This window comes from Polaromonas sp. P4_F4 (assembly GCF_056401355.1).
In genome coordinates, this window is the sequence record NZ_JBFUJO010000007.1 from 115,675 (window position 1) to 135,932 (window position 20,258).

Annotated in this window: 18 protein-coding genes and 1 other RNA gene; 6 read left to right on the top strand and 13 right to left on the bottom strand. The window is 59.9% G+C overall.

Annotated features, from left to right (window positions below; translation table 11 throughout):
* Window positions 1–113: 113 nt before the first annotated feature.
* The 12 genes from rfaD to gyrA all read right to left on the bottom strand — a co-directional run bounded on the left by rfaD (window position 114) and on the right by gyrA (window position 14,454).
* Window positions 114–1,121 (bottom strand): ADP-glyceromanno-heptose 6-epimerase, encoded by a 1,008-nt coding sequence (rfaD, locus tag AC1DUR_RS09955; protein ID WP_477718741.1) that lies wholly within the window; start codon window positions 1,119–1,121, stop codon window positions 114–116.
* 52 nt (window positions 1,122–1,173) lie between these two features.
* Window positions 1,174–2,118: a D-glycero-beta-D-manno-heptose-7-phosphate kinase gene (rfaE1, locus tag AC1DUR_RS09960; RefSeq protein WP_477718742.1), complete on the bottom strand. Its 945-nt coding sequence runs from the start codon at window positions 2,116–2,118 to the stop codon at window positions 1,174–1,176.
* Between the two features lie 167 nt (window positions 2,119–2,285).
* Window positions 2,286–3,431, bottom strand: a complete 1,146-nt coding sequence (gene lapB / locus AC1DUR_RS09965; RefSeq protein ID WP_477718743.1) for a lipopolysaccharide assembly protein LapB — start codon at window positions 3,429–3,431, stop codon at window positions 2,286–2,288.
* On the bottom strand, window positions 3,421–3,702 hold the full coding sequence (locus AC1DUR_RS09970; RefSeq protein WP_477718744.1) for a LapA family protein: 282 nt from the start codon (window positions 3,700–3,702) through the stop codon (window positions 3,421–3,423). The genes lapB and AC1DUR_RS09970 overlap by 11 nt, the downstream gene beginning before the upstream one ends.
* A 60-nt stretch (window positions 3,703–3,762) precedes the next feature.
* A complete protein-coding gene (locus AC1DUR_RS09975; protein WP_011482723.1) occupies window positions 3,763–4,077 on the bottom strand; it encodes an integration host factor subunit beta in 315 nt (104 codons plus the stop codon).
* Between the two features lie 63 nt (window positions 4,078–4,140).
* Window positions 4,141–5,826, bottom strand: a complete 1,686-nt coding sequence (rpsA, locus tag AC1DUR_RS09980) for a 30S ribosomal protein S1 (protein ID WP_477718745.1) — start codon at window positions 5,824–5,826, stop codon at window positions 4,141–4,143.
* Window positions 5,827–5,985: 159 nt separating this feature from the next.
* Window positions 5,986–7,992, bottom strand: coding sequence for a bifunctional 3-phosphoshikimate 1-carboxyvinyltransferase/cytidylate kinase (locus tag AC1DUR_RS09985; protein ID WP_477718746.1), 2,007 nt, complete (start codon window positions 7,990–7,992; stop codon window positions 5,986–5,988).
* A 10-nt stretch (window positions 7,993–8,002) separates the two neighbouring features.
* Window positions 8,003–8,881, bottom strand: a complete 879-nt coding sequence (locus AC1DUR_RS09990) for a prephenate dehydrogenase (protein WP_477718747.1) — start codon at window positions 8,879–8,881, stop codon at window positions 8,003–8,005.
* 52 nt (window positions 8,882–8,933) lie between these two features.
* Complete coding sequence (gene pheA / locus AC1DUR_RS09995) at window positions 8,934–10,016, bottom strand: prephenate dehydratase (RefSeq protein WP_011482727.1); 1,083 nt, start codon at window positions 10,014–10,016, stop codon at window positions 8,934–8,936.
* Between the two features lie 83 nt (window positions 10,017–10,099).
* Entirely contained in the window at window positions 10,100–11,206 is a 1,107-nt protein-coding gene (serC, locus tag AC1DUR_RS10000; RefSeq protein ID WP_477718748.1) for a 3-phosphoserine/phosphohydroxythreonine transaminase, read from the bottom strand.
* On the bottom strand, window positions 11,203–11,778 hold the full coding sequence (locus AC1DUR_RS10005) for a DUF2059 domain-containing protein (RefSeq protein WP_477718749.1): 576 nt from the start codon (window positions 11,776–11,778) through the stop codon (window positions 11,203–11,205). Before AC1DUR_RS10005 ends, serC begins: the two co-directional genes overlap by 4 nt.
* 33 nt (window positions 11,779–11,811) lie before the next feature.
* Window positions 11,812–14,454, bottom strand: a complete 2,643-nt coding sequence (gene gyrA / locus AC1DUR_RS10010; protein ID WP_477718750.1) for a DNA gyrase subunit A — start codon at window positions 14,452–14,454, stop codon at window positions 11,812–11,814.
* A gap of 255 nt (window positions 14,455–14,709) precedes the next feature.
* On the opposite strand from gyrA, the gene ompA reads away from it, so the two are divergent.
* The 6 genes from ompA to AC1DUR_RS10040 all read left to right on the top strand — a co-directional run bounded on the left by ompA (window position 14,710) and on the right by AC1DUR_RS10040 (window position 18,857).
* Window positions 14,710–15,354 carry an outer membrane protein OmpA gene (gene ompA / locus AC1DUR_RS10015; RefSeq protein WP_477718751.1) on the top strand — a complete coding sequence of 215 codons (645 nt, stop codon included), beginning with the start codon at window positions 14,710–14,712 and terminating at the stop codon, window positions 15,352–15,354.
* Window positions 15,355–15,421: 67 nt separating this feature from the next.
* Window positions 15,422–16,129 carry a bifunctional 2-polyprenyl-6-hydroxyphenol methylase/3-demethylubiquinol 3-O-methyltransferase UbiG gene (ubiG, locus tag AC1DUR_RS10020; protein ID WP_477718752.1) on the top strand — a complete coding sequence of 236 codons (708 nt, stop codon included), beginning with the start codon at window positions 15,422–15,424 and terminating at the stop codon, window positions 16,127–16,129.
* Window positions 16,130–16,146: 17 nt separating this feature from the next.
* A complete protein-coding gene (locus AC1DUR_RS10025; protein WP_477718753.1) occupies window positions 16,147–16,812 on the top strand; it encodes an HAD family hydrolase in 666 nt (221 codons plus the stop codon).
* Between the two features lie 12 nt (window positions 16,813–16,824).
* Window positions 16,825–17,211, top strand: a transfer-messenger RNA (tmRNA) gene (ssrA, locus tag AC1DUR_RS10030).
* A gap of 268 nt (window positions 17,212–17,479) precedes the next feature.
* Window positions 17,480–18,082 (top strand): DUF4337 domain-containing protein, encoded by a 603-nt coding sequence (locus tag AC1DUR_RS10035; protein ID WP_477718754.1) that lies wholly within the window; start codon window positions 17,480–17,482, stop codon window positions 18,080–18,082.
* Between the two features lie 55 nt (window positions 18,083–18,137).
* Window positions 18,138–18,857 carry a pseudouridine synthase gene (locus AC1DUR_RS10040; protein ID WP_477718843.1) on the top strand — a complete coding sequence of 240 codons (720 nt, stop codon included), beginning with the start codon at window positions 18,138–18,140 and terminating at the stop codon, window positions 18,855–18,857.
* Window positions 18,858–18,885: 28 nt separating this feature from the next.
* On the opposite strand, the gene AC1DUR_RS10045 is transcribed toward AC1DUR_RS10040, so the two are convergent.
* A complete protein-coding gene (locus tag AC1DUR_RS10045) occupies window positions 18,886–19,602 on the bottom strand; it encodes a DUF2726 domain-containing protein (RefSeq protein WP_477718755.1) in 717 nt (238 codons plus the stop codon).
* Between the last annotated feature and the right edge of the window lie 656 nt (window positions 19,603–20,258).

Below are 20,258 nucleotides of genomic sequence, written 5' to 3' on the forward strand. Positions count from 1 at the left end.
GATTGAATTGAACCAGACGCGTGATCCACCCTTGTGAACAAGGATGTCCTGTTCAATAACGTGCGGTTTCGGGCCGGGTTGACCTGCCCAAGGCGTTTTCGCTCGGGGAAACCCTAGATTTTTGTGCTGCCCAGCCATTGCATGTAGGCCGCCACACCGGTCTGCACGTCGGCAAAGGCATGCTGGCAGCCGGCAGCGCGCAAGGCGTGCAGGTCGGCCTGGGTATAGCTCTGGTACTTGCCCACCAAGGCGGGGGGAAAGGAAATGTAGTCAATCAGCCCGCCGCGCACCGCGTCTTCGAGGCTCAGGGCCGCCGCGTTTTGGCCCTGGCGCAAGGTGTTGACGACGGCCAGGGCCACATCGTTGAAGGGCTGCGCCCTTCCGGTGCCCAGGTTGAAAATGCCGGACTTTTCCGGGTGGTCCAGAAACCAGAGATTGACGGCGACCACGTCGTCGATGAAAACAAAGTCGCGCATCTGGCCGCCAGCCTGGTATCCGCCGTAGTCGCCAAACAGCTTGACCTTGCCCTCGGTCTGGAACTGGTTGAACTGGTGAAAGGCGACGCTGGCCATGCGACCCTTGTGCTGCTCTCGCGGGCCGTAGACATTGAAGTACCTGAAGCCGGCGACCTGGGTGGCGGCGTTTTCAAGCCGGGGGCCAAGTTCGCGCCGCATCCGCTGGTCAAACAGCAGCTTGGAATAGCCGTACACATTGAGCGGGCGCTCGAACTCGGGGGATTCGCTGAAGGTGTCGGAGCCGCCATAGGTGGCGGCCGAGGAGGCGTACAACAGGCGCGTGCCCTGCTCCTGGCAGGCATGGAACAACTCGCATGACAGCGTGTAGTTGTTGTCCATCATGTACTTGCCATCGGACTCCATGGTGTCGCTGCAGGCGCCTTCGTGGAACACCGCTTCGACCGGGCCAAAAGCGCCTTCGGCAAACAGGTCATAAAAGTCGTCGGCATCGACGTAGTCGGCAATTTTCAGGTCGGCCAGGTTGCGGAACTTGTCGCCGTGGGTCAGGTCGTCGACGGCAATGATGTCGTCAATGCCGCGGTCGTTGAGTCCCTTCACGAGGTTGCTGCCGATGAAGCCGGCGGCGCCGGTGACTACGATTTTCATGGGGAAATTCCTCGGTTTCAGTGCGCTAACGGCGTTAATGGCGCTAATGGCTTCAAGAGGCGGCAAAGAGTTCGTTGTAGTTCACGGTGGCGGTACCGAACTTGCCCACCACGATGCCGCCGGCACGGTTGGCAATAGGCACCGCCTCACGCAGGCTCAGGCCGGCAGCCAGCATGGCGGCGAGCGTGGCAATGACGGTGTCACCCGCACCGGTGACGTCGAACACTTCGCGGGCCACCGCCGGGACGTGAAGTTCACCTTGCTCATCAAACAGGGTCATGCCTTCCTCGCTGCGGGTCAGCAGCAGAGCCTGTAGTTTGAGCGAGGTGCGCAGGTTATGCGCTTTGACCCGCAAATCGGCCTCATTGTTCCAGGGGCCAATCACATGCTCCAGCTCGGCGCGGTTGGGAGTGATGACGCTGGCGTTCTTGTAGCGTTTATAGTCCGAACCCTTGGGGTCGACCAGCACGATCTTGCCGGCAGCGCGCGCCTGGGTAATCATCAGGACGATGTGCGCCAGTCCACCCTTGCCGTAGTCTGAAAACAGCACGGCTTCGTGCTGCAGGTGCAGTTTTTCAAACGTGGCGGATTGCGACGCCAGCACTTCGTTTTCCGGTATGTTCTCAAAATCGAGGCGCAGCAGTTGCTGCTGGCGCCCGATCACGCGCAGCTTGACGGTGGTTTTAAGTTTCGCATCGCGGCCAAAGTAGGGCGTGATGCCGGTTTGGGCCACCAGTGCTTCGAGGTGGTGGCTGGCTTCATCATCGCCCACCACGCTCAGCAGCGAAGCCTGCGCGCCCAGCGTGACGATGTTGTAGGCCACGTTGGCGGCCGCACCAATGCGCTCTTCCGTGCGGGTCACGCGAACAACAGGAACCGGTGCCTCCGGTGAAATACGGTCCACGGCACCGTACCAGTAGCGGTCCAGCATGGCGTCACCCACGACCAGCACGCGGGCCTTGGCGATTTTTTCAGGGGATAGGGAAAGTGTTGTCATGTCTGTTTGTTTTCAAGCCGGATCAACGCTCAGTGACCGCTTTTCTTTTCCAGCGGACACCACGGAACCGGCTTTGCCGGGCCGCAGGTGTCGCCCCCTGCAAGGGGGAGGGAGGCATAGCCTCCACGGGGGTGTGCCAAAAACTCTCCACGGGGGTGTTCATAGCTTCATAACTCTTCAATGCGGCGTGTCGGGTAACTGTCCCAAGCCTGACAGCCCGGGCAGTGCCAGAAATGCTGGGTTGCCTCGAAGCCGCAGGCAGCGCAGCGGTAGCGCATCAGCGGCTTGGTGGCTTGGTCCAGGGTGCGTTGCACCAGCGCGTGCTGGTGTTCATTTTCGAGCTTTTCACCAGCAATCCATTTACCGGCCGCCACCAGGGAGGTCTGGTGCTCGAGATGTCGCACATACCACTGGCGGGCCGCCACCGGGTCTGTTTCAAGCTTGACGATTGCCTCAATCACGTCGATGGACGGCATTTGCGCATAGCTGGCCTCCAGCAGCGCCCGGGCCGCGGGTTGCTGGCCACTGCTTTGCGCCATGTTGGCCAGCAGGCCGGCGGCCAGCGGCAGGCCCTGCGGTGCGGTTTTCTGCAGCTTCAGCAGCGTCTGCATGGCGTCCTGCGGTTGGCTCAGCTGGTTTTGCAGCTTGGCCAGCTCCATCAGCGGGCGCACCGATGCAGGGGCCATGGCCGCGGCTTCATGCAGGGCGCTCAATGCCTTGGCGGTATCGCCGGCAGCCGTGCTGGCGTTGGCCTGCTCGCACAGGTAGTGCGCTTGCCGGGTGCTGAAATTGCCATGGCTGGAACTGTCCAGCCGCGCGGCGATTTCGGTGGCGTTGGCCCAGTCGCGTGAACGCTCATAAATGGACAGCAAGGCGAGCCGCGCCTCTTCTTCAAACGGAGTGCCCTCGAGTTTGCGCAGGGCGATCTCGGCGCGGTCCAGCAAGCCGGCTTTCAGGAAATCCAGCGCCAGCGCGTGTTGCGCGCGGTCGCGTTCCGGCTGGGTCAGGTCGCCGCGCGACATCAGGTGCTCATGCACCCGTACGGCGCGCTCGTATTCGCCGCGCCGGCGAAACAGGTTGCCCAGCGCGAAGTGCAGCTCCGAGGTGTCGGGATCGTTCTGGACGGCCTCAATGAACGCATCGATGGCCTGGTCCTGCTGTTCGTTCAGCAGGAAGTTGAGGCCCTTGAAATAGGCCTTGGGGGCCTGGCGGTTTTCTATACGCAGTTGCCGCAAATCCAGCCGTGATGCCAGCCAGCCCAGTGTGAAGGCGATCGGAAACCCGAGCAGAACCCAGGTGAAGTCAAATTCCATGGTGAAGCGTGGAAGCGTCGTCAGTCAAATTGGTGGAGGCCCCGAAGGAGGGGTGGCGTGCCGCTTTGCGTCTTTTCCACCAGCGCGGCATCATGACCAGAATACCCAGCGCCAGGCCGCAAGCGAAGGCGGCCAGAACAACCAGCACCAGAGGCGCCTGCCACAAGGTGCCAAAAAAGAAATGCACCGCAACCGTCTGCTGGTTGTTCAGTGCAAAAGCAAAGAGCGTAAAAAAAATGGCTGCCTTGAGCAGCCACATCAGGTATTTCACTGGCAATCCCCCTAGTGGTCTGGCGATTGTAGCCAGCCCACCGTGGGAAAACCTGAAACCTTATCTGGAGTCCGTGACCGTCAGCAATTCCTCGGTTCGTGCATCCACGGCTTCCCGCAACGCCTTGCCCGGTTTGAAATGAGGTACCCGCTTTTCCGGAATGGCCACACTTTCCCCGGACCGGGGGTTGCGACCCATACGGGGCGGACGCCGGTTGATGGAGAAACTGCCAAAGCCCCTGATCTCAATCCGGTGGCCGCGCACCAGCGCGTCGCTCATCGCATCAAGAATGGTCTTGACGGCATATTCGGCGTCGCGGTGCGTCAGCTGGCTGAATCGGGCTGCCAGTTCTTCTACGAGGTCGCTTCGGGTCATGGATGAAGATGCTGTGCAGCGATGCGACCCGCCTGGGGCGCATCACACCGCTGCGCGGTCGCTTTACTTCTCGTTGTTTTCCATCTTGGCGCGCAGCAGGGCGCCCAGGTTGGTCAAGCCGGCGTTTTCACGCGAGGACTGCTGGCTCAGGTTGGCCATGGCCTCCTGCTGGTCTGCATTGTCCTTGGCTTTGACCGACAGCTGGATGTTGCGGGTCTTGCGATCCACGTTCACCACCACGGCGGAGACTTCGTCGCCTTCCTTCAGTACGTTGCGCGCGTCTTCAACGCGGTCACGGCTGATTTCGCTGGCGCGCAGGTAGCCAATGATGTCTTCGCCCAGATCGATCTCGGCGCCTTTGGCGTCAACGGTCTTGACCTTGCCGGTCACGATAGCGCCCTTGTCGTTGATCGACACGAACGTGGTGAACGGGTCGGAGTCCAGCTGCTTGATGCCCAGGGAGATGCGCTCGCGGTCGACGTCGACTGCCAGCACGATGGCTTCAACTTCCTGGCCTTTTTTGTAGTTGCGAACAGCGGCTTCGCCGGGTTCGTTCCACGAGAGGTCAGACAGGTGCACCAGGCCGTCGATGCCGGCAGCCAGGCCCACAAAGACGCCGAAGTCGGTGATCGACTTGATCGGGCCCTTGACGCGGTCGCCGCGCTTGGTGTCCTGGGCAAACTCTTGCCACGGGTTGGCCTTGCACTGCTTCATGCCCAGGCTGATACGGCGCTTGTCTTCGTCGATCTCGAGGACCATGACTTCGACTTCGTCGCCCAGCGCCACGAGCTTGCTCGGTGCTACGTTCTTGTTGGTCCAGTCCATTTCGGACACGTGGACCAGGCCTTCGATGCCGGGTTCGAGTTCCACAAACGCGCCGTAGTCGGCGATGTTGGTGATCTTGCCGAACAGGCGTGTGCCTTGCGGGTAGCGGCGGTTCACACCCATCCATGGGTCGTCGCCCATCTGCTTCAGGCCGAGGGACACGCGGTTTTTCTCGGTGTCGAACTTCAGGATCTTGGCCACGATTTCCTGGCCAGCCGTCACCACTTCGCTTGGGTGACGCACGCGGCGCCATGCCATGTCGGTGATGTGCAGCAGGCCGTCAATGCCGCCCAGGTCAACGAACGCACCGTATTCGGTGATGTTCTTGACGATGCCCTTGACTGCAGTGCCTTCTTTCAGGGTTTCCATCAGCTTGGCGCGCTCTTCGCCCATGCTGGCTTCCACCACGGCGCGGCGGCTCAGCACCACGTTGTTGCGCTTGCGGTCGAGCTTGATGACCTTGAATTCCATGGTCTTGTTCTCGTACGGAGACAAGTCCTTGATGGGGCGGGTGTCGATGAGCGAGCCGGGCAGGAAGGCGCGGATGCCGTTAACGAGGACGGTGAGGCCGCCCTTGACCTTGCCGCTGGTCTGGCCGGTGACGAACTCGCCGGATTCCAGGGCTTTTTCCAGGCTCATCCACGATGCCAGGCGCTTGGCCTTGTCGCGGCTCAGCAGGGTGTCGCCATAGCCGTTTTCGACGGAGTCGATGGCCACGGACACGAAGTCGCCGACCTGGACTTCAAGTTCGCCCTGGTCGTTTTTGAATTCTTCGAGGGGGACATAGGCCTCGGATTTGAGTCCGGCGTTCACAACCACGTGGTTGTGATCGATGCGCACTACTTCAGCAGTAATGACTTCACCGGAACGCATTTCGGAGCGTTGCAGTGATTCGTTGAATAGATCGGCAAAAGATTCAGACATGATTTTCCTAATCCACAGAACAGGGTTCCAATAGCGGGATTGCTATTGTTTTTATAGCTGCTTGCGGCGGTTTTGTGCGGCCAAACGTCTAATAAGGCCGCGGGTTGCGTTAATGAACCTGCTGACCAGTGCGTCGTGATGAGGTGAGCGCGTCGGGGGTCAGAAGGGCCGGCTGCCTTCCCACCAGTCAATCACCTGATCTACCGATTTTTCGATCGACAGATAGGAGTTATCCAGCGGGCGGGCGTCATCAGCAGGTTTCAAAGGGGCGACTTGCCTGGACATGTCACGGGCGTCCCGAGCCTCTAAATCTTGCTGAATCCCGGCGATTGTAGCCGAAATTCCCTTTGAAATCAATTGCTTATGCCTGCGTTCAGCCCGGTGCAGGGCGCTTGCAGTCAGGTAAACCTTCAATGGCGCCTCGGGAAATATGACGGTTCCCATGTCCCGGCCATCCGCCACCAGCCCCGGCAGGCGCCGAAAGCTGTGCTGGAGTTCCAGCAGGGCGCTACGCACCTCGGGGTGGGCCGACACTTTGGAGGCGGCCATGCCCGCAGCCTCGGTGCGGATGGCTTCGGATACGTCTTCGGCACCCAGGAATATCCGGTCGCCCCGAAAGCGGACCGGCAGCGTCCGGGCGATGCGCGCCACACCGGCACCATCCTCCAGCGGCACGCCGGCGCGCGTGGCGGCAAAGGCGCTTAAACGGTACAGGGCGCCGGAATCGAGGTAGTGGTAGCCAAGCCGGTGGGCGGCCAGTGCAGCCAGCGTACCCTTGCCCGAGGCCGTCGGGCCGTCGATGCAGATGACGGGGATGTGCGCGGTTGCGGCTTCGGACACGGCAAACAGGGCCTCGAAATAATCGGGGAAGGTCTTGGCGACGCACTTGGGGTCGAGAATCCGTACCGGCAACTGGGCCGGATTGAAGGCCGCCAGCGAAAAGCACATGGCGATGCGGTGGTCGTCGTAGGTGTGGATGGCCGCGGTTTTCCACACCAGGGGCGGCGTGATCTTGAGGTAGTCCGCGCCTTCCTCCACCGTGGCGCCGAGCTTTTGCAGCTCGCAGGCCATGGCTGCAATGCGGTCGGTTTCCTTGACGCGCCAGCTTGCGATGTTGCGCAGCGTGGTCGTGCCATCCGCGTAAAGCGCCATGACGGCCAGCGTCATGGCGGCATCGGGGATATGGTTGCAGTCCAGGTCGATGGCCTTGAGCGGCCATCCTTCGCCGGGTTTACCGCGCGAGATCCGCAGCGAGTTGGGCGTGCTCTCAATCTGCGCGCCCATCATTCGGGCGGCTTCAATAAAGCGGATGTCCCCCTGGATCGAGTCGGCGCCCACACCCAGAATTTCTATATTATTTTGCCCTGCGGTCGGCTCGGAAATTGCACCGAGTGCTATGAAATAGCTGGCGGACGAGGCATCCCCCTCAACATGGATTTCACCGGGCGACTGGTACTGGCTGCCGGCCGGGATAGTAAACCGCTGCCAGTTGTCGGCGCCCAGCGGCCGCTGGACGTGAATGCCGAAGCGTTTGAGCAGGTTGAGGGTGATCTCGATGTAGGGGCGGGAAATCAGTTCGCCCACCACTTCAATGTGGATGTCCTGTCTGGCCACCAGCGGCAAAGCCATCAGCAGCGCTGTCAGGAACTGGCTGGAAACATCGCCCCGCACCCGGATGGGCTCTTCGAGCTTTAGCTGGGCGGGACGCAGACGCAGCGGCGGGTAGCCCTCATTGCCGAGGTACTCGATGGAGCAGCCCAGTTGCCTGAGCGCATCGACCAGATCGCCGATGGGTCTTTCGTGCATGCGGGCAACGCCCGAGAGTTCGAACTCGCCACCGAGCAGCGCCAGGGCGGCCGTCAGGGGGCGCATCGCGGTGCCGGCGTTGCCCATGAAAAGCGTGGCTTTGGCCTGTCCGACCTGGCCACCAAGCCCGTCGATGACGGCGGTGGTTCCATGCTGTTCCACGCTGCAGCCCAGCTGTTTCAGGGCCGCCAGCATCACGGCGGTGTCGTCAGAGGCCAGCAGGTCGTGCACCGTGGTCTGTCCCCGGCTCAGTGCGGCCAGCAGCAGGACGCGATTGGAAATGCTTTTGGAGCCGGGCAGGCGGACTGTTCCTCCCGCCCGGGCCAGTGGCGGAATATCCAGGTACTCAATATCGAACATGGACCAGGACTTATTTATGGGATTTGTGCGAGGACATGCGCCAGTTGGCGCGCGTTTCGCTGGCTTGCTCGATCAGCACCTCCAGCACATCACCACTGCCACCGGAAATCAGCTGCTCCAGTGATTGCAGGGTGTCCTGGAAGATTTTGGACTGCGCCAGCAGTTCTTCGCGGTTGGCAATCAGGATGTCGCGCCACATTTTGGGGTCGCTGGCCGCAATCCGCGTGAAGTCGCGAAAGCCGGGCCCCGCCAGGGACAGGTAGTCCTTGCCTTCCTGCTGGCCCGAGATGCCGTTCATCAGGGCAAAAGCGATCAGGTGGGGCAGGTGGCTGACCGCTGCGTAGGCCGCATCATGGGCCTGCGGCGACATCTTCAACACATGGCATCCCAGGGCGGTCCACACCTCGGTGGCCTTTTGCAGCTGGACGGTGAAAGTCCGCTCGATGGGCGTCAGGATGACCTGCTTGCCGCTGTACAGGTCCGCGTCCGCATGCTCGACGCCGGAGACTTCCTTGCCGGTGATGGGGTGGCAGGGAACAAAGGCGCCGACGTTGTCGCGCAGGACGCGGCGCGCCGCATCCACCACATCCCGTTTGGTCGAGCCCACGTCCATGATCAGCGTGCTGGGCCCCACCAGATGCCGGATGGCCTTGAAGGTCGCTTCGGTGGCGGAAACCGGTACGGCCAGCAGCACGATATCGGCGCCCGAGACTGCGAGCAGGGCGGAAGGCGCTTCCACGTCGATCACCCCCATCTGGCGGGCGCGCTCGGTGGTGGAGGGGGATTTGCTGTAGCCAACGATGCGCTTGACCAGGCCGGCACGTTTGAGCGCGAGCGCGAAGGAACCGCCCATGAGGCCGCATCCGATGAGACCTAACTGTTCAAACATGAAGCGGTACCGGAAATTTTTGTAATTCTTGCATGGAGCTCTTGCTTGCGCCTCAATCGCTGACGGGGTAGGTGCCGAGAACCTTGTAAAACGCGCACAGTTGCTGCAAATCAGCCAGCGCTGCCTTGACGTGGGGCTGGGACGGGTGGCCTTGCAGGTCAATGTAGAAATAGTATTCCCACTGGCCCGATCGTGCCGGACGTGACTCGAAGCGGGTCATCGAAACCCCGTGGGTTTTCAGCGGCACCAGGATGTCGTGCACGGCACCCGGGCGGTTGGGCACTGACACCACCAGGCTGACGCAGTCCTTGCCGGAAGCGGGTGGGGAGGGCAGTGTTTGCGGCAGGCAAACCACGGCAAAACGGGTGCGGTTGAAGGCGTCGTCCTGGATAGCGTGGGCCGCCGTGTGCAGGCCGAATTGCGCTGCCGCCCGATCGCTGGCGATGCCGGCCCACGCCGGATTGGTCGAGGCCAGGCGTGCACCTTCTGCGTTGCTCGACGCGGCCCGGCGTTCCGCATTGGGCAGGTGGGTGGTCAGCCAGCCCTGGCACTGTGCCAGGGCCTGAGGATGTGCATACACGGCCTCGATGTCGTCCAGGGAGTCAGACAGCCGCAGCAGGTTGTGCCGCACCATCAGGCTGATCTCGCCGACGATGTGCAGCGGCGAGTTCAGGAAGAGGTCAAGGGAGCGCGACACTACGCCTTCGGTGGAGTTCTCAACCGGCACCACGCCATAACCGGCACTGCCCGCCGCCGTGGCACGAAACACTTCATCAATGCTGATGCAGGGCACGTGTTCAATGCTGGCGCCAAAAAATTGAAGGGCCGCCTGTTCGCTGAACGTGCCGGCAGGCCCCAGGTAGGCAACGCGCACCGGCGATTCGAGGGCCAGGCAGGCCGACATGATTTCGCGCCAGACGGCTGCAACATGTTCGTTCTTGAGCGGACCGGTGTTGGCTTGCTGGATCTGCTCAATGACCTGGGCAACCCGGTCAGGCCGGAAAAAGGGCGTACCTTCGAGCTTTTTGACATCTCCCACCTGCTCGGCAACTTGCGCGCGGCGGTTCAGGAGTGCCAGCAATTCCTTGTCTATGGCGTCAATCTGGACGCGCAAATCGGCGAGGTTGGCTGTCATATCGGTGCCCGCCCGGCCGTCTGAGCGGCACTGGATGCCCCGTCAAGGGGCTGCGAACAAATGGAGCGTGGAGGCATGTCGTCCTAGGCGTGTTTTTGTTCGAATTCTCGCATGTAGCCGATCAGCGCCTCGATGCCGGCCAGCGGCATGGCGTTGTAAATGCTGGCACGCATGCCGCCGACGGACTTGTGGCCCTTCAGTTGCAGCAGGCCGCGGGCTTTGGCACCGGCCAGGAAAGCCTCGTTGCGCGACTCGTCCCGCAGCAGAAATGGCACATTCATGCGCGAGCGGCACTCGCTGCCGACGCGATTGAAGTACAGCTGGGAACGGTCGATGGCGTCGTAAAGCAGTTGCGCCTTGGCAAGGTTGCGCTTTTCCATGGCGGCAATGCCCGTCACGTCGCCTTCTTTCTGGCGTTTGAGCCATTGAAAAGTCAGGCCTGCAATATAAATCGCATAGGTTGGCGGCGTGTTGTACATCGAGTGGTTGTCCGCCACCGTCTTGTAGTCAAAGGCGCTTGGGCACGCCGGCAGGGCGTGCCCCATCAAATCTTCGCGGACGACCACCAGCGTGACGCCGGCGGGCCCGAGGTTTTTCTGCGCTCCGCCGAAAGCCAGCCCGACCCTGGACCAGTCCACCGGCCGCGAGGCCACATGGGATGAAAAGTCGATGACCAGCGGCGCATCACTTCCCAGGGCTTTGATATCGGGTAGCTCCTGAAATTCCACGCCGTGGATGGTCTCGTTGGTGCAAACATGCACATAGCTGGCGTCGCGCCGCAAATTCCAGCTCGCAGGCGGCGGCAACTGGGTATGGTCGCTGCCTGCATTTGTGGCGGCAATCTGCACGTCGCAGTATTTACGTGCTTCTTTCTGGGACTTGTCGCTCCAGCTGCCAGTCACGACAAAATCTGCCGAGGCACCGCGTGAGAGGTTCAGCGGAACAATGGCGTTTTCCGCCAGGCCGCCTCCCTGCATGAACAGGATTTTGAAGTTGGCCGGAACGGCCATCAACTCACGGAAATCGGCTTCAGCATTTTCGTAAATGGAAATGAACTCCTTGCCACGATGGCTCATCTCCATGACGCTCATGCCACTGCCGTGCCAGTCCAGCATTTCGGCGGCGGCCTGCTGCAAAACCTCTTCAGGCAAATTCGCGGGGCCGGCGGAAAAATTGAAGGGCCGGGTCATTTTTTGGCAGGTGGCTTGCTCGCCCCTGGCGCCGCAGGCGCGGAGCCGACAATTTTCAGTGCGGCATCATCAAACTGCTTGACGCGGGCGACCACATCGGCGCGCGATGCTTCGACCAGCTTCTTTATGAAGATATTGCCCAGCTCCGGTGTGCTGGCCTGGTATTTTTTGATGGCAGGGGATTCAAAAAAGGCAGCGATCTGCTTGAGCTCGTCCACCGTAAAACGCTCCGCATAAGCCGGTACCAGGACGTCGCTGCTGACTTTGCTGACCTGTTTGCCAATCAGCTTGTTGGTGTCTTCGGCATACTTTTTGAGTTCTGCATTGAGATCATCCGACGCTTTTTGCTGTTTGGCCTTGGGTACATTTGCCTCCAGCTTGGGGCCCCAATTGGCGATCAGTTCCTGGGCCGTACTGCCCGCAAGCTGAGCTACGAGCCGGTCAAGCTCTGGGCCTTGCTGCAGGGCGACAACTTTGGTGGCCCATTCGGTTTTCGGGTCTGGCGTTTGCGCATGAATGGCGGTGGAGCAGGCAAGGCCGGCCATCGCCAGAGTGGTGATCAGTTTTTTCATGAATAGCTTCCGGATTGGGATGGATTAAGGTGGTTAGAGCGGAGTGGCGGCGTCTTTGCCTGCGTCGTTCTCCACGTCGTTGTCGTCAAGCGTGGCATCGTTTTCGACGATTCGCTGGAGACCACTCAATTGTGAGCCCTCATCAAGGCCAATAAGCGTAACACCCTGTGTAGCCCTTCCCATCTCCCGGATTTCACTGACCCGCGTGCGCACCAGCACCCCCTTGTCGGTGATCAGCATGATTTCATCGTCGACATGAACCAGCGTCGCGGCAACCACCTTGCCGTTGCGCTCGCTTTGCTGGATCGCGATCATGCCCTTGGTGCCGCGGCCATGACGGGTGTACTCGGTGATGGAGGTGCGCTTGCCATAGCCGTTTTGGGTGGCCGTGAGCACGCTCTGTTGCTCGTCCTCGGCGACCAGCATCGCAATCACGCCCTGGCCCTCTTCGAGTGTCATGCCGCGCACGCCGCGCGCGTTGCGGCCCATGGGGCGCACATCGTTCTCGTCAAAGCGCACGGCCTTGCCGCCGTCGCTGAACAGCATCACGTCGTGTTTGCCGTCGGTCAGGGAGGCGCCGATCAAATAGTCGCCGTCGTCCAGGTCCACGGCGATGATGCCGGCCTTGCGCGGGTTGCTGAATTCGTCCAGCGTCGTCTTCTTGACGGTTCCCATGGAGGTGGCCATAAACACATACTGGTCGGCCGGGAAGCTGCGCTTTTCGCCGGTCAGCGGCAGGACCACCGTGATTTTTTCACCTTCCTGCAGCGGGAACATGTTGACGATGGGTCGACCGCGCGAGCCGCGCGAGCCGGCCGGCACTTCCCATACCTTGAGCCAGTAGAGCCGGCCGCGGTTGGAAAAGCACAGGATGTAGTCGTGCGTATTGGCGATAAACAGCTGGTCGACCCAGTCATCTTCCTTGGTCGCAGTGGCCTGCTTGCCACGGCCCCCGCGTTTTTGGGCGCGGTATTCGGACAGAGGCTGGCTCTTGATGTAGCCGGAGTGCGACAGGGTCACCACCATGTCGGTCGGCGTGATCAGGTCTTCGGTGCTGAGATCGAACGAGCTGTGCTCGATCTGGCTGCGCCGCGCGCCGAGCTTGGTCTGGCCGAACTCCAGCTTGATCGCGGACAGCTCTTCGCCAATGATGATGGAGACCCGCTCGGGCTTGGCCAGAATATCGAGCAGATCGTCGATTTCGGCCATGACTTCCTTGTACTCGGCCACGATCTTGTCTTGCTCAAGGCCGGTCAGGCGTTGCAGGCGCATCTGCAGGATTTCCTGGGCTTGCGTCTCGGACAGGCGGTACAGTCCGTCGCTGCCCATGCCAAAGGCCTTCTCCAGTCCGTCGGGGCGATAGTCGTCGGCATTGACCACGCCGCCATCGGCGCGGGTGCGGGTAAGCATTTCCCGCACCAGGCTGCTGTCCCATGGGCGCAACATCAGTTCGGCCTTGGCCACCGGCGGCGTGGGTGCATTGCGGATGATGGCAATGAAGTCGTCGATGTTGGCCAGCGCAACCGCCAGGCCTTCCAGTACATGGCCCCGTTCGCGCGCCTTGCGCAAGGTGAACACGGTGCGGCGCGTCACCACTTCGCGGCGATGCGAAAGGAAGACCTGGATCAGGTCTTTCAGGTTGCAGAGCTTGGGCTGGCCATTGACCAGCGCCACCATGTTGATACCGAAGGTGTCCTGCAGCTGCGTCTGTTTGTACAGGTTGTTCAGCACCACTTCGGGCACTTCACCGCGCTTGAGTTCAATCACCAGGCGCATGCCCGACTTGTCGCTCTCGTCCTGGATATGGCTGATGCCTTCGATCTTTTTCTCGTGAACCAGTTCGGCCATGCGCTCCTGCAGCGTCTTCTTGTTGACCTGGTAGGGCAGTTCGTCCACGATGATGGACTGGCGCTGGCCCTTGTCGATGTCTTCAAAGTGGCATTTGGCGCGCATGACCACCTTGCCGCGCCCGGTGCGGTAGCCATCCTTGACACCATTGATGCCATAAATAATGCCGCCGGTGGGGAAGTCAGGTGCCGGCACGATCTCCATCAACTCGTCAATCGAGGCTTCCGGATTCTTCAGCATGTGCAGGCACGCGTCGACCACCTCGTTGAGGTTGTGGGGCGGAATGTTGGTGGCCATGCCCACCGCGATGCCGCCGGAACCATTGACCAGCAGATTGGGCAGCCGGGTTGGCATGACCAGCGGCTCCTGCTCACTGCCGTCGTAGTTGGGGCCGAAGTCGACGGTTTCCTTGTCGAGGTCAGCCAGCAATTCGTGGGCAATTTTGGACAGGCGGATTTCGGTGTAACGCATGGCCGCAGCGTTGTCACCGTCGACCGAACCGAAGTTGCCCTGGCCGTCGACCAGCAGATGGCGCAGCGAAAAATCCTGCGCCATGCGCACGATGGTGTCGTAGACCGACTGGTCGCCGTGCGGATGGTATTTACCAATCACGTCACCGACAATACGGGCGGATTTCTTGTAGGGCCTGTTCCAGTCGTTGTTCAACTCGTGCATGGCAAACAGCACGCGCCGATGCACCGGCTTGAGGCCATCCCGCGCATCGGGCAGTGCGCGGCCCACAATTACGCTCATCGCGTAATCGAGATAGCTTCGTCGCATTTCCTCTTCAAGACTGATGGGCAGGGTTTCTTTGGCGAACTGGGTCATGAGAGGCCTGGTTGGGATTTTTCAAGATTCTTGAGGGGAATCCGCAATTTTAAGGCTTGAGTTTATAGCGCCCCGTTTGTGGTGAGTCAGCAACAAATGATTAAGAATCTAATTTCCGTGTCGGATGAAGCCGATAGCTTGCTTGAAGCTTAGAGTAGCTGTGGCACAATCGTTGTAACGCTTTGAGTGATGGTCACTCACGGCGTGTAAATCACTAATCGCAGCAAGTCTGCGGCTTTTCTCTAGAGGAGAACCATGAAGAAACTCAACAAAGTGGCAATGTTGTTTGCTTCCGCAGCGCTTGTTACCGCCGCTGGTGCACAAACGATCGACAACTGGAAAAATGGCAACGGTGAACTGGTCTGGAAAAACGGTACCAATGAACTGTGCTGGCGCGATGCCAACTGGACGCCTGCTACTGCAGCTCCTGGCTGCGATGGCGCTATTGTTCCGCCTGCTCCGGCTCCTGCTCCTGTCGCTGCTCCCGCTGCTCCTGCTCCTGCAGCAGCTCCGGCACCAGCCCCAGTTGCTCCTCCTGCCGCGACCAAAGTTACTTACGCCGCTGATGCATTCTTCGACTTCGACAAGTCCGTTCTCAAGCCAGAAGGCAAAGCCAAGCTGGACGACCTGGTCGGCAAGATCAAGGACATCAATCTGGAAGTGATCATTGCTGTGGGTCACACCGACTCCGTCGGCAGCGATGCATACAACCAGAAGCTGTCGGTTCGCCGTTCGGAAGCTGTCAAGGCTTACCTGGTGTCCAAAGGCATTGAGAAAAACCGCGTTTACACCGAAGGCAAAGGCGAGAAACAGCCTGTTGCTGACAACAAGACCGCCGAAGGCCGCGCGAAAAACCGTCGCGTGGAAATCGAAGTTGTTGGTACCCGCGCCAACAAGTAATCCTCTCGGGATCGCTTGAAAACCGCGCTTCGGCGCGGTTTTTTTATGCCTCAACGATAATTGCGACATGCCTACAAGCCAAAACTTTGACCCCGCCGAACTGGCCAAATTCTCTGATCTGGCCCATCGCTGGTGGGACACCGAGAGCGAATTCCGTCCCTTGCATCAGATCAACCCCTTGCGGCTGGGCTGGATTGAGGAGCTGGCCCCGTTGACCGGCCGTCGTGTACTGGATGTGGGCTGCGGCGGCGGCATTCTGGCCGATGCCATGGCCCGCAGGGGCGCCGAGGTGCTCGGGATTGATCTGGCAACCAAAGCACTCAAGGTTGCCCAGCTTCATGCCCTGGAGGCCCAGACCGAGGGAGTCGAGTACCGCGAAATCAGCGCCGAGGCGCTGGCTGCGGAGCAACCCGCCAGTTTTGACGTGGTGACCTGCATGGAAATGCTTGAGCATGTACCGGATCCGGCGTCCATTGTGAAGGCCTGTGCCACCCTGGTCAAACCTGGAGGGCATGTGTTTTTCTCGACCATCAACCGCAATGCGAAGGCCTTTCTGTTTGCCATCGTCGGTGCGGAGTATGTGCTGAACCTGCTACCGCGTGGAACCCATGAATACGCCAAACTGATCAAACCCAGCGAACTGGCTGGCTATTGCCGGACCAACGAACTGACGTTGCAGCAGACCAGAGGCATGGAGTACAACCCTTTGACCCGGCATTACTGGCTCAGCGCCGACACCAGCGTCAATTACCTGCTGGCGACCCAGAAAATCTGAGCGAAACCGTGACACCCATGTTCAATGATATTGATGCCGTGCTGTTTGACCTGGACGGTACCCTGATTGATAGCGCACCCGACCTGGGTGCCGCGGCCGACAAGATGCGCACCGACCGGGGGCTGGTCTCGCTACCTTTGTCGCAATATCGGCCCATGGCGGGCGCGGGGGCCCGCGGCATGATTGGCGTCGCATTTGGCCTGACGCCCGACGATGCCGATTTTCCCGCATTGAGAGAAGAATTCTTTGCCAACTACGAAGCCTGCATGACCGAGCGCACCTACGCGTTTGACGGCGTAGCCGAGCTGATTGAAAAAATTGACCAGGCGGGCCTCAAGTGGGGAGTGGTCACCAACAAGTCCGCGCGCTTCACGCTGCCCCTGACGCAGGCCATGCCGCTCTTTGGTAGCGCCCAGGTCATCGTCAGCGGGGATACCACGCCGCATGCCAAACCGCATCCTGCACCTTTGCTGGAAGCGGCGCGCCGGCTCATGGTGGCGCCCGGGCGCTGTATCTATGTGGGCGACGACGAACGCGACATGATCGCCGGCCGGGCTGCCGGCATGCCCACAGTGGCTGCCGCCTATGGTTATCTGGGCGCTACCGCCGATATGCAAGGCTGGATGGCTGACGCCACCATCACAAAACCCACGTTGCTCTTGAATTTGCTGCGGATGCCTTAAACTATCTGTCTTGGGGCTGCACTGGTTTCGACGCGGGTACGGACGCGCAGTGGGGCATGCCGAGCTTAGTGTGCTCGTAAAACAGACTAAAACAAACTAACTGCAAACGACGAACGTTTCGCACTCGCTGCTTAATAACCAGTGAGCCCTACAACAGCAGGCCGATGGGCTGGGCAAGGGGTCTTTAGCGCAAGTTGAAGGCTCCCGGCTGTAGGGTCATACACATCGGCTGGCTTGGTACCGGGCACCTTGGTATCAGGCGAGACAATAGGATGCTGGCAACCTGTATAGCGTGCTGCTGCGCGATATGGGAAGTGAGACTCAAATCAGACGGCTAAGCATGTAGAACTACGCGAAGAAGGCTTGCGGACGGGGGTTCAAATCCCCCCAGCTCCACCATTCAAACAGCCCCCGCCAGTGGAATACCACTGGCGGGGGTTTTTTCAAACCATCTTCTTCGGCCGTTAATTGACGTTGAATTCGCGCGTCATTCGTACGCAGGCTGGGGCGCTTGCTATGACCTGGGCAGACATAAAAATAAGCGGAAAATTCTGGGCTTGCCGACTCGGCGCCTATCTGCTGCTGAACTTCGTTGACGACCCGGCATGGCTGGCGCTGATGTTTTGCTAGGTGTCGCCTTTTCTCATCAATCCCGGTATCAAATCGTATGGAAATAGATCCCAAGGACATCGTCACAGCGGCTGCTGAGACCTCAAGAGACGCGAAGTCGTCACGCCTGAATCCGGCCGTGGCGATCGCCGTCGCCCTGCTGGCCACCTTCATGGGCATCTGCAAGGTCAAGGATGACAATATCGTGCAGGCCATGCAGCAGGCGCAGGCCGACAAGATCGATCATTGGGCCTTTTACCAGGCGAGAAACCTGCGCGAGGAGGTAGCCAAGGCGACGCTGATGCAGTTGCGTCTGCAGGCAGCCGATAAACCCGTGGAAAGACAAGCGGCCTATCAGGAAACCATCGCCCAGTACGAGAAACTGGCGAAGGAGCAGGCGACAAAGAAAGAGGAACTCAGGCTTCAGGCCTTGGCGGACCAGGCCAATTACGATGCATTGAATTTTCACGACGACCAATTTGATCTGTCTGATGCGTTGATCGCGATTGCGATCTCCCTGCTGGCCATCACTTCACTCACGCAGCTGTGGTGGCTTTACGGCTTGAGCCTGGTACCGGCGGGCTTTGGCGTTTTGATGGGCCTTGCCGGGCTGACCGGCTGGACACTTCATCCGACCTTGCTGATCAAGCTGTTAAGTTAGTGCCGACCTCGCTGGCTCGGGGTTTTCGCCCGGCGACAATAGCGTCATGGCGACCATGCAATTACAGGACATTCTTTTCTCCCAGGGCTTTGGCACGCGGCGCGTTTGTGCGGGCCTGATTCAACAGGGTTTTGTGGCCGTAGCCGGTATCCCCTGTACGGAACCGGCCATGGAGTTTGTTGCGGAAAACCTTCGCTTCACGGTGCAGGGGGTGGCGTGGGAGTACCACGAAAAAGCCTACCTGATGCTGCACAAGCCGGCCGGTTATGAGTGTTCGCAGAAGCCCAGTACTTACCCCAGTATTTACACCTTGCTGCCGTCACCGATTCGCCAGCGTGGTGGTGGCGCTGCAGCGGGTGTGCAGGCGGTAGGAAGGCTGGACCAGGACACGACTGGCTTGCTGCTGCTGTCGGACGATGGCAAGTTCATTCACCGCATGAGCTCCCCGAGGCACCATGTACCCAAGGTCTATGAAGTGACGGCAAAGCACGCGGTGGACGACAAACAGGTTCAGAAACTGCTGGCAGGCGTGGTGCTTGATGACGACCCCAAGCCGGTCCGGGCCGCTGCCTGCGAAAAAACCGGCGAACTGCAGTTAAGCCTGACGCTGACCGAGGGAAAATACCACCAGGTCAAACGCATGATTGCGGCCGTGGGCAACCGGGTGGAAGGCCTGCACCGCTCGCAACTCGGGGGGCTGATGCTGCCTGAAGACCTCAAGCCCGGGCAGTGGCGCTGGCTCACCGTGCAGGATCTGGCCAGCATTTCGGCCTGACGCCTGCTTGCGCGGTTGCCCTTCAGCTTCAGGCTACCTGGCGCCCGTCAGTGTGCCTCAACTCACTCGGCATACTGTTGGACTGGATGAGAAATGAATCGTGCCAGTCTGTGGGCATGCTGCTGCTGGTGCTGTCCCGATAGTCATGGGGCGCGTGGCGTTGGCGCATATCGCGTTGCTGAACCAGCGTCTTTTGCAGGTTGGCGCGGGCGGCCGCCACCGCGGCTTGCTCGCGCTTCAGATCCCGGCTTTTCGCGGCCGCTTCCCCGAGGAAGTCATTGCGGAGCTCATCCGGGTTTGGCAGCTTTGATGCGTTGATCACGACATAGGCAATACCGCATTGCGCCAGCAAATTGTGCTTCACATTTTTCGCCTTCTGAGACAGTCCGGAAGACTTGGGCACATCGACACAGCCAACAATCTGGCCATCCAGGGAACACACGGAAAATGTACAGCTGGTGTTTTTGAGCAGGCTGTACCAGTACAGCCCATTTTCACTGGCGTTAGGCCGGACGAAGCGGGTGACCGGCACCTTGATCATGATGTGATGGTCATCAAAAGTCTCGGCCAGCCAGCGCCAGAGTTGCAATTCCTCGCTGTTCACCAACGGCCGCGCATGCAAGGGCCAATGCCTGGGGATGCGACGTTTCTCCTTCGCAATCCAGCGCAATCGCAGCCAGTACCAAAGGGTGAGCACGCCCATCAAGGGCAGCCCCGCCATCAGTAGTTCTGGATTTTTTGTCATTTACGGCTCCCGGTTTGTCACCAATGCTTACAAGTTACGCTCAACAGGAGTAATTGGGTAGGAAAATAATCACACAATTTTAAAAATGTTACTAAAGTTGTCCGATTCTGTGAATTTCGTGATTTAAGTAACGAAAAACGAGTACTTCCCGTCACACTTCAGCAAAATGGCCAGCTACTAATCTTGCCAGAGGTGTCTTTTTGGGGTAGCCCAAGCCTGCGGGTGGCTAGGGTTGACAACCAGGCGACGGGCTTTCTGCGCACTTTTATGGCTTGTGCCACACACATTTGTTGTATGGCAGCCATTAAATGCCGTTTCATTCGTTTCATTGTGTATGTTAGCCGGACGCTCGATAACGTGCCAGACCATTTGGAACGTCTGGGCCTCCTCTGGTCGACTCTGGTCGGTCTGCGGGCGTAGCAGGGACTGACCTCCGCTATTGCACTATTTTGCGCTATTGGTTTTCCGGTCAGGCCTTCCGCCAAAAGAACGCAATGACCCGCAGTGATCCATGGCCATGGGCACTGCTGTAAAACCAGCGCATCCGGTGCTATCAGGAGGCATTGCTGGGCACCGGAAAACCGGTGATCGCTTCAATGGTTTTTTCGGCCTGCACAAGAACACGACGGGAACCAGGTGCGGAGAGCCGACCATAG

What these genes read in the sequence shown, in the direction of transcription:
- rfaD (WP_477718741.1), bottom strand. Translation starts at nt 1,121, where the DNA reads ATGAAAATCGTAGTCACCGGCGCCGCCGGCTTCATCGGCAGCAACCTC.
- rfaE1 (WP_477718742.1), bottom strand. Translation starts at nt 2,118, where the DNA reads ATGACAACACTTTCCCTATCCCCTGAAAAAATCGCCAAGGCCCGCGTG.
- lapB (WP_477718743.1), bottom strand. Translation starts at nt 3,431, where the DNA reads ATGGAATTTGACTTCACCTGGGTTCTGCTCGGGTTTCCGATCGCCTTC.
- AC1DUR_RS09975 (WP_011482723.1), bottom strand. Translation starts at nt 4,077, where the DNA reads ATGACCCGAAGCGACCTCGTAGAAGAACTGGCAGCCCGATTCAGCCAG.
- rpsA (WP_477718745.1), bottom strand. Translation starts at nt 5,826, where the DNA reads ATGTCTGAATCTTTTGCCGATCTATTCAACGAATCACTGCAACGCTCC.
- AC1DUR_RS09985 (WP_477718746.1), bottom strand. Translation starts at nt 7,992, where the DNA reads ATGTTCGATATTGAGTACCTGGATATTCCGCCACTGGCCCGGGCGGGA.
- AC1DUR_RS09990 (WP_477718747.1), bottom strand. Translation starts at nt 8,881, where the DNA reads ATGTTTGAACAGTTAGGTCTCATCGGATGCGGCCTCATGGGCGGTTCC.
- pheA (WP_011482727.1), bottom strand. Translation starts at nt 10,016, where the DNA reads ATGACAGCCAACCTCGCCGATTTGCGCGTCCAGATTGACGCCATAGAC.
- serC (WP_477718748.1), bottom strand. Translation starts at nt 11,206, where the DNA reads ATGACCCGGCCCTTCAATTTTTCCGCCGGCCCCGCGAATTTGCCTGAA.
- AC1DUR_RS10005 (WP_477718749.1), bottom strand. Translation starts at nt 11,778, where the DNA reads ATGAAAAAACTGATCACCACTCTGGCGATGGCCGGCCTTGCCTGCTCC.
- gyrA (WP_477718750.1), bottom strand. Translation starts at nt 14,454, where the DNA reads ATGACCCAGTTCGCCAAAGAAACCCTGCCCATCAGTCTTGAAGAGGAA.
- ompA (WP_477718751.1), top strand. Translation starts at nt 14,710, where the DNA reads ATGAAGAAACTCAACAAAGTGGCAATGTTGTTTGCTTCCGCAGCGCTT.
- ubiG (WP_477718752.1), top strand. Translation starts at nt 15,422, where the DNA reads ATGCCTACAAGCCAAAACTTTGACCCCGCCGAACTGGCCAAATTCTCT.
- AC1DUR_RS10025 (WP_477718753.1), top strand. Translation starts at nt 16,147, where the DNA reads ATGTTCAATGATATTGATGCCGTGCTGTTTGACCTGGACGGTACCCTG.
- AC1DUR_RS10035 (WP_477718754.1), top strand. Translation starts at nt 17,480, where the DNA reads ATGGAAATAGATCCCAAGGACATCGTCACAGCGGCTGCTGAGACCTCA.
- AC1DUR_RS10040 (WP_477718843.1), top strand. Translation starts at nt 18,138, where the DNA reads ATGCAATTACAGGACATTCTTTTCTCCCAGGGCTTTGGCACGCGGCGC.
- AC1DUR_RS10045 (WP_477718755.1), bottom strand. Translation starts at nt 19,602, where the DNA reads ATGACAAAAAATCCAGAACTACTGATGGCGGGGCTGCCCTTGATGGGC.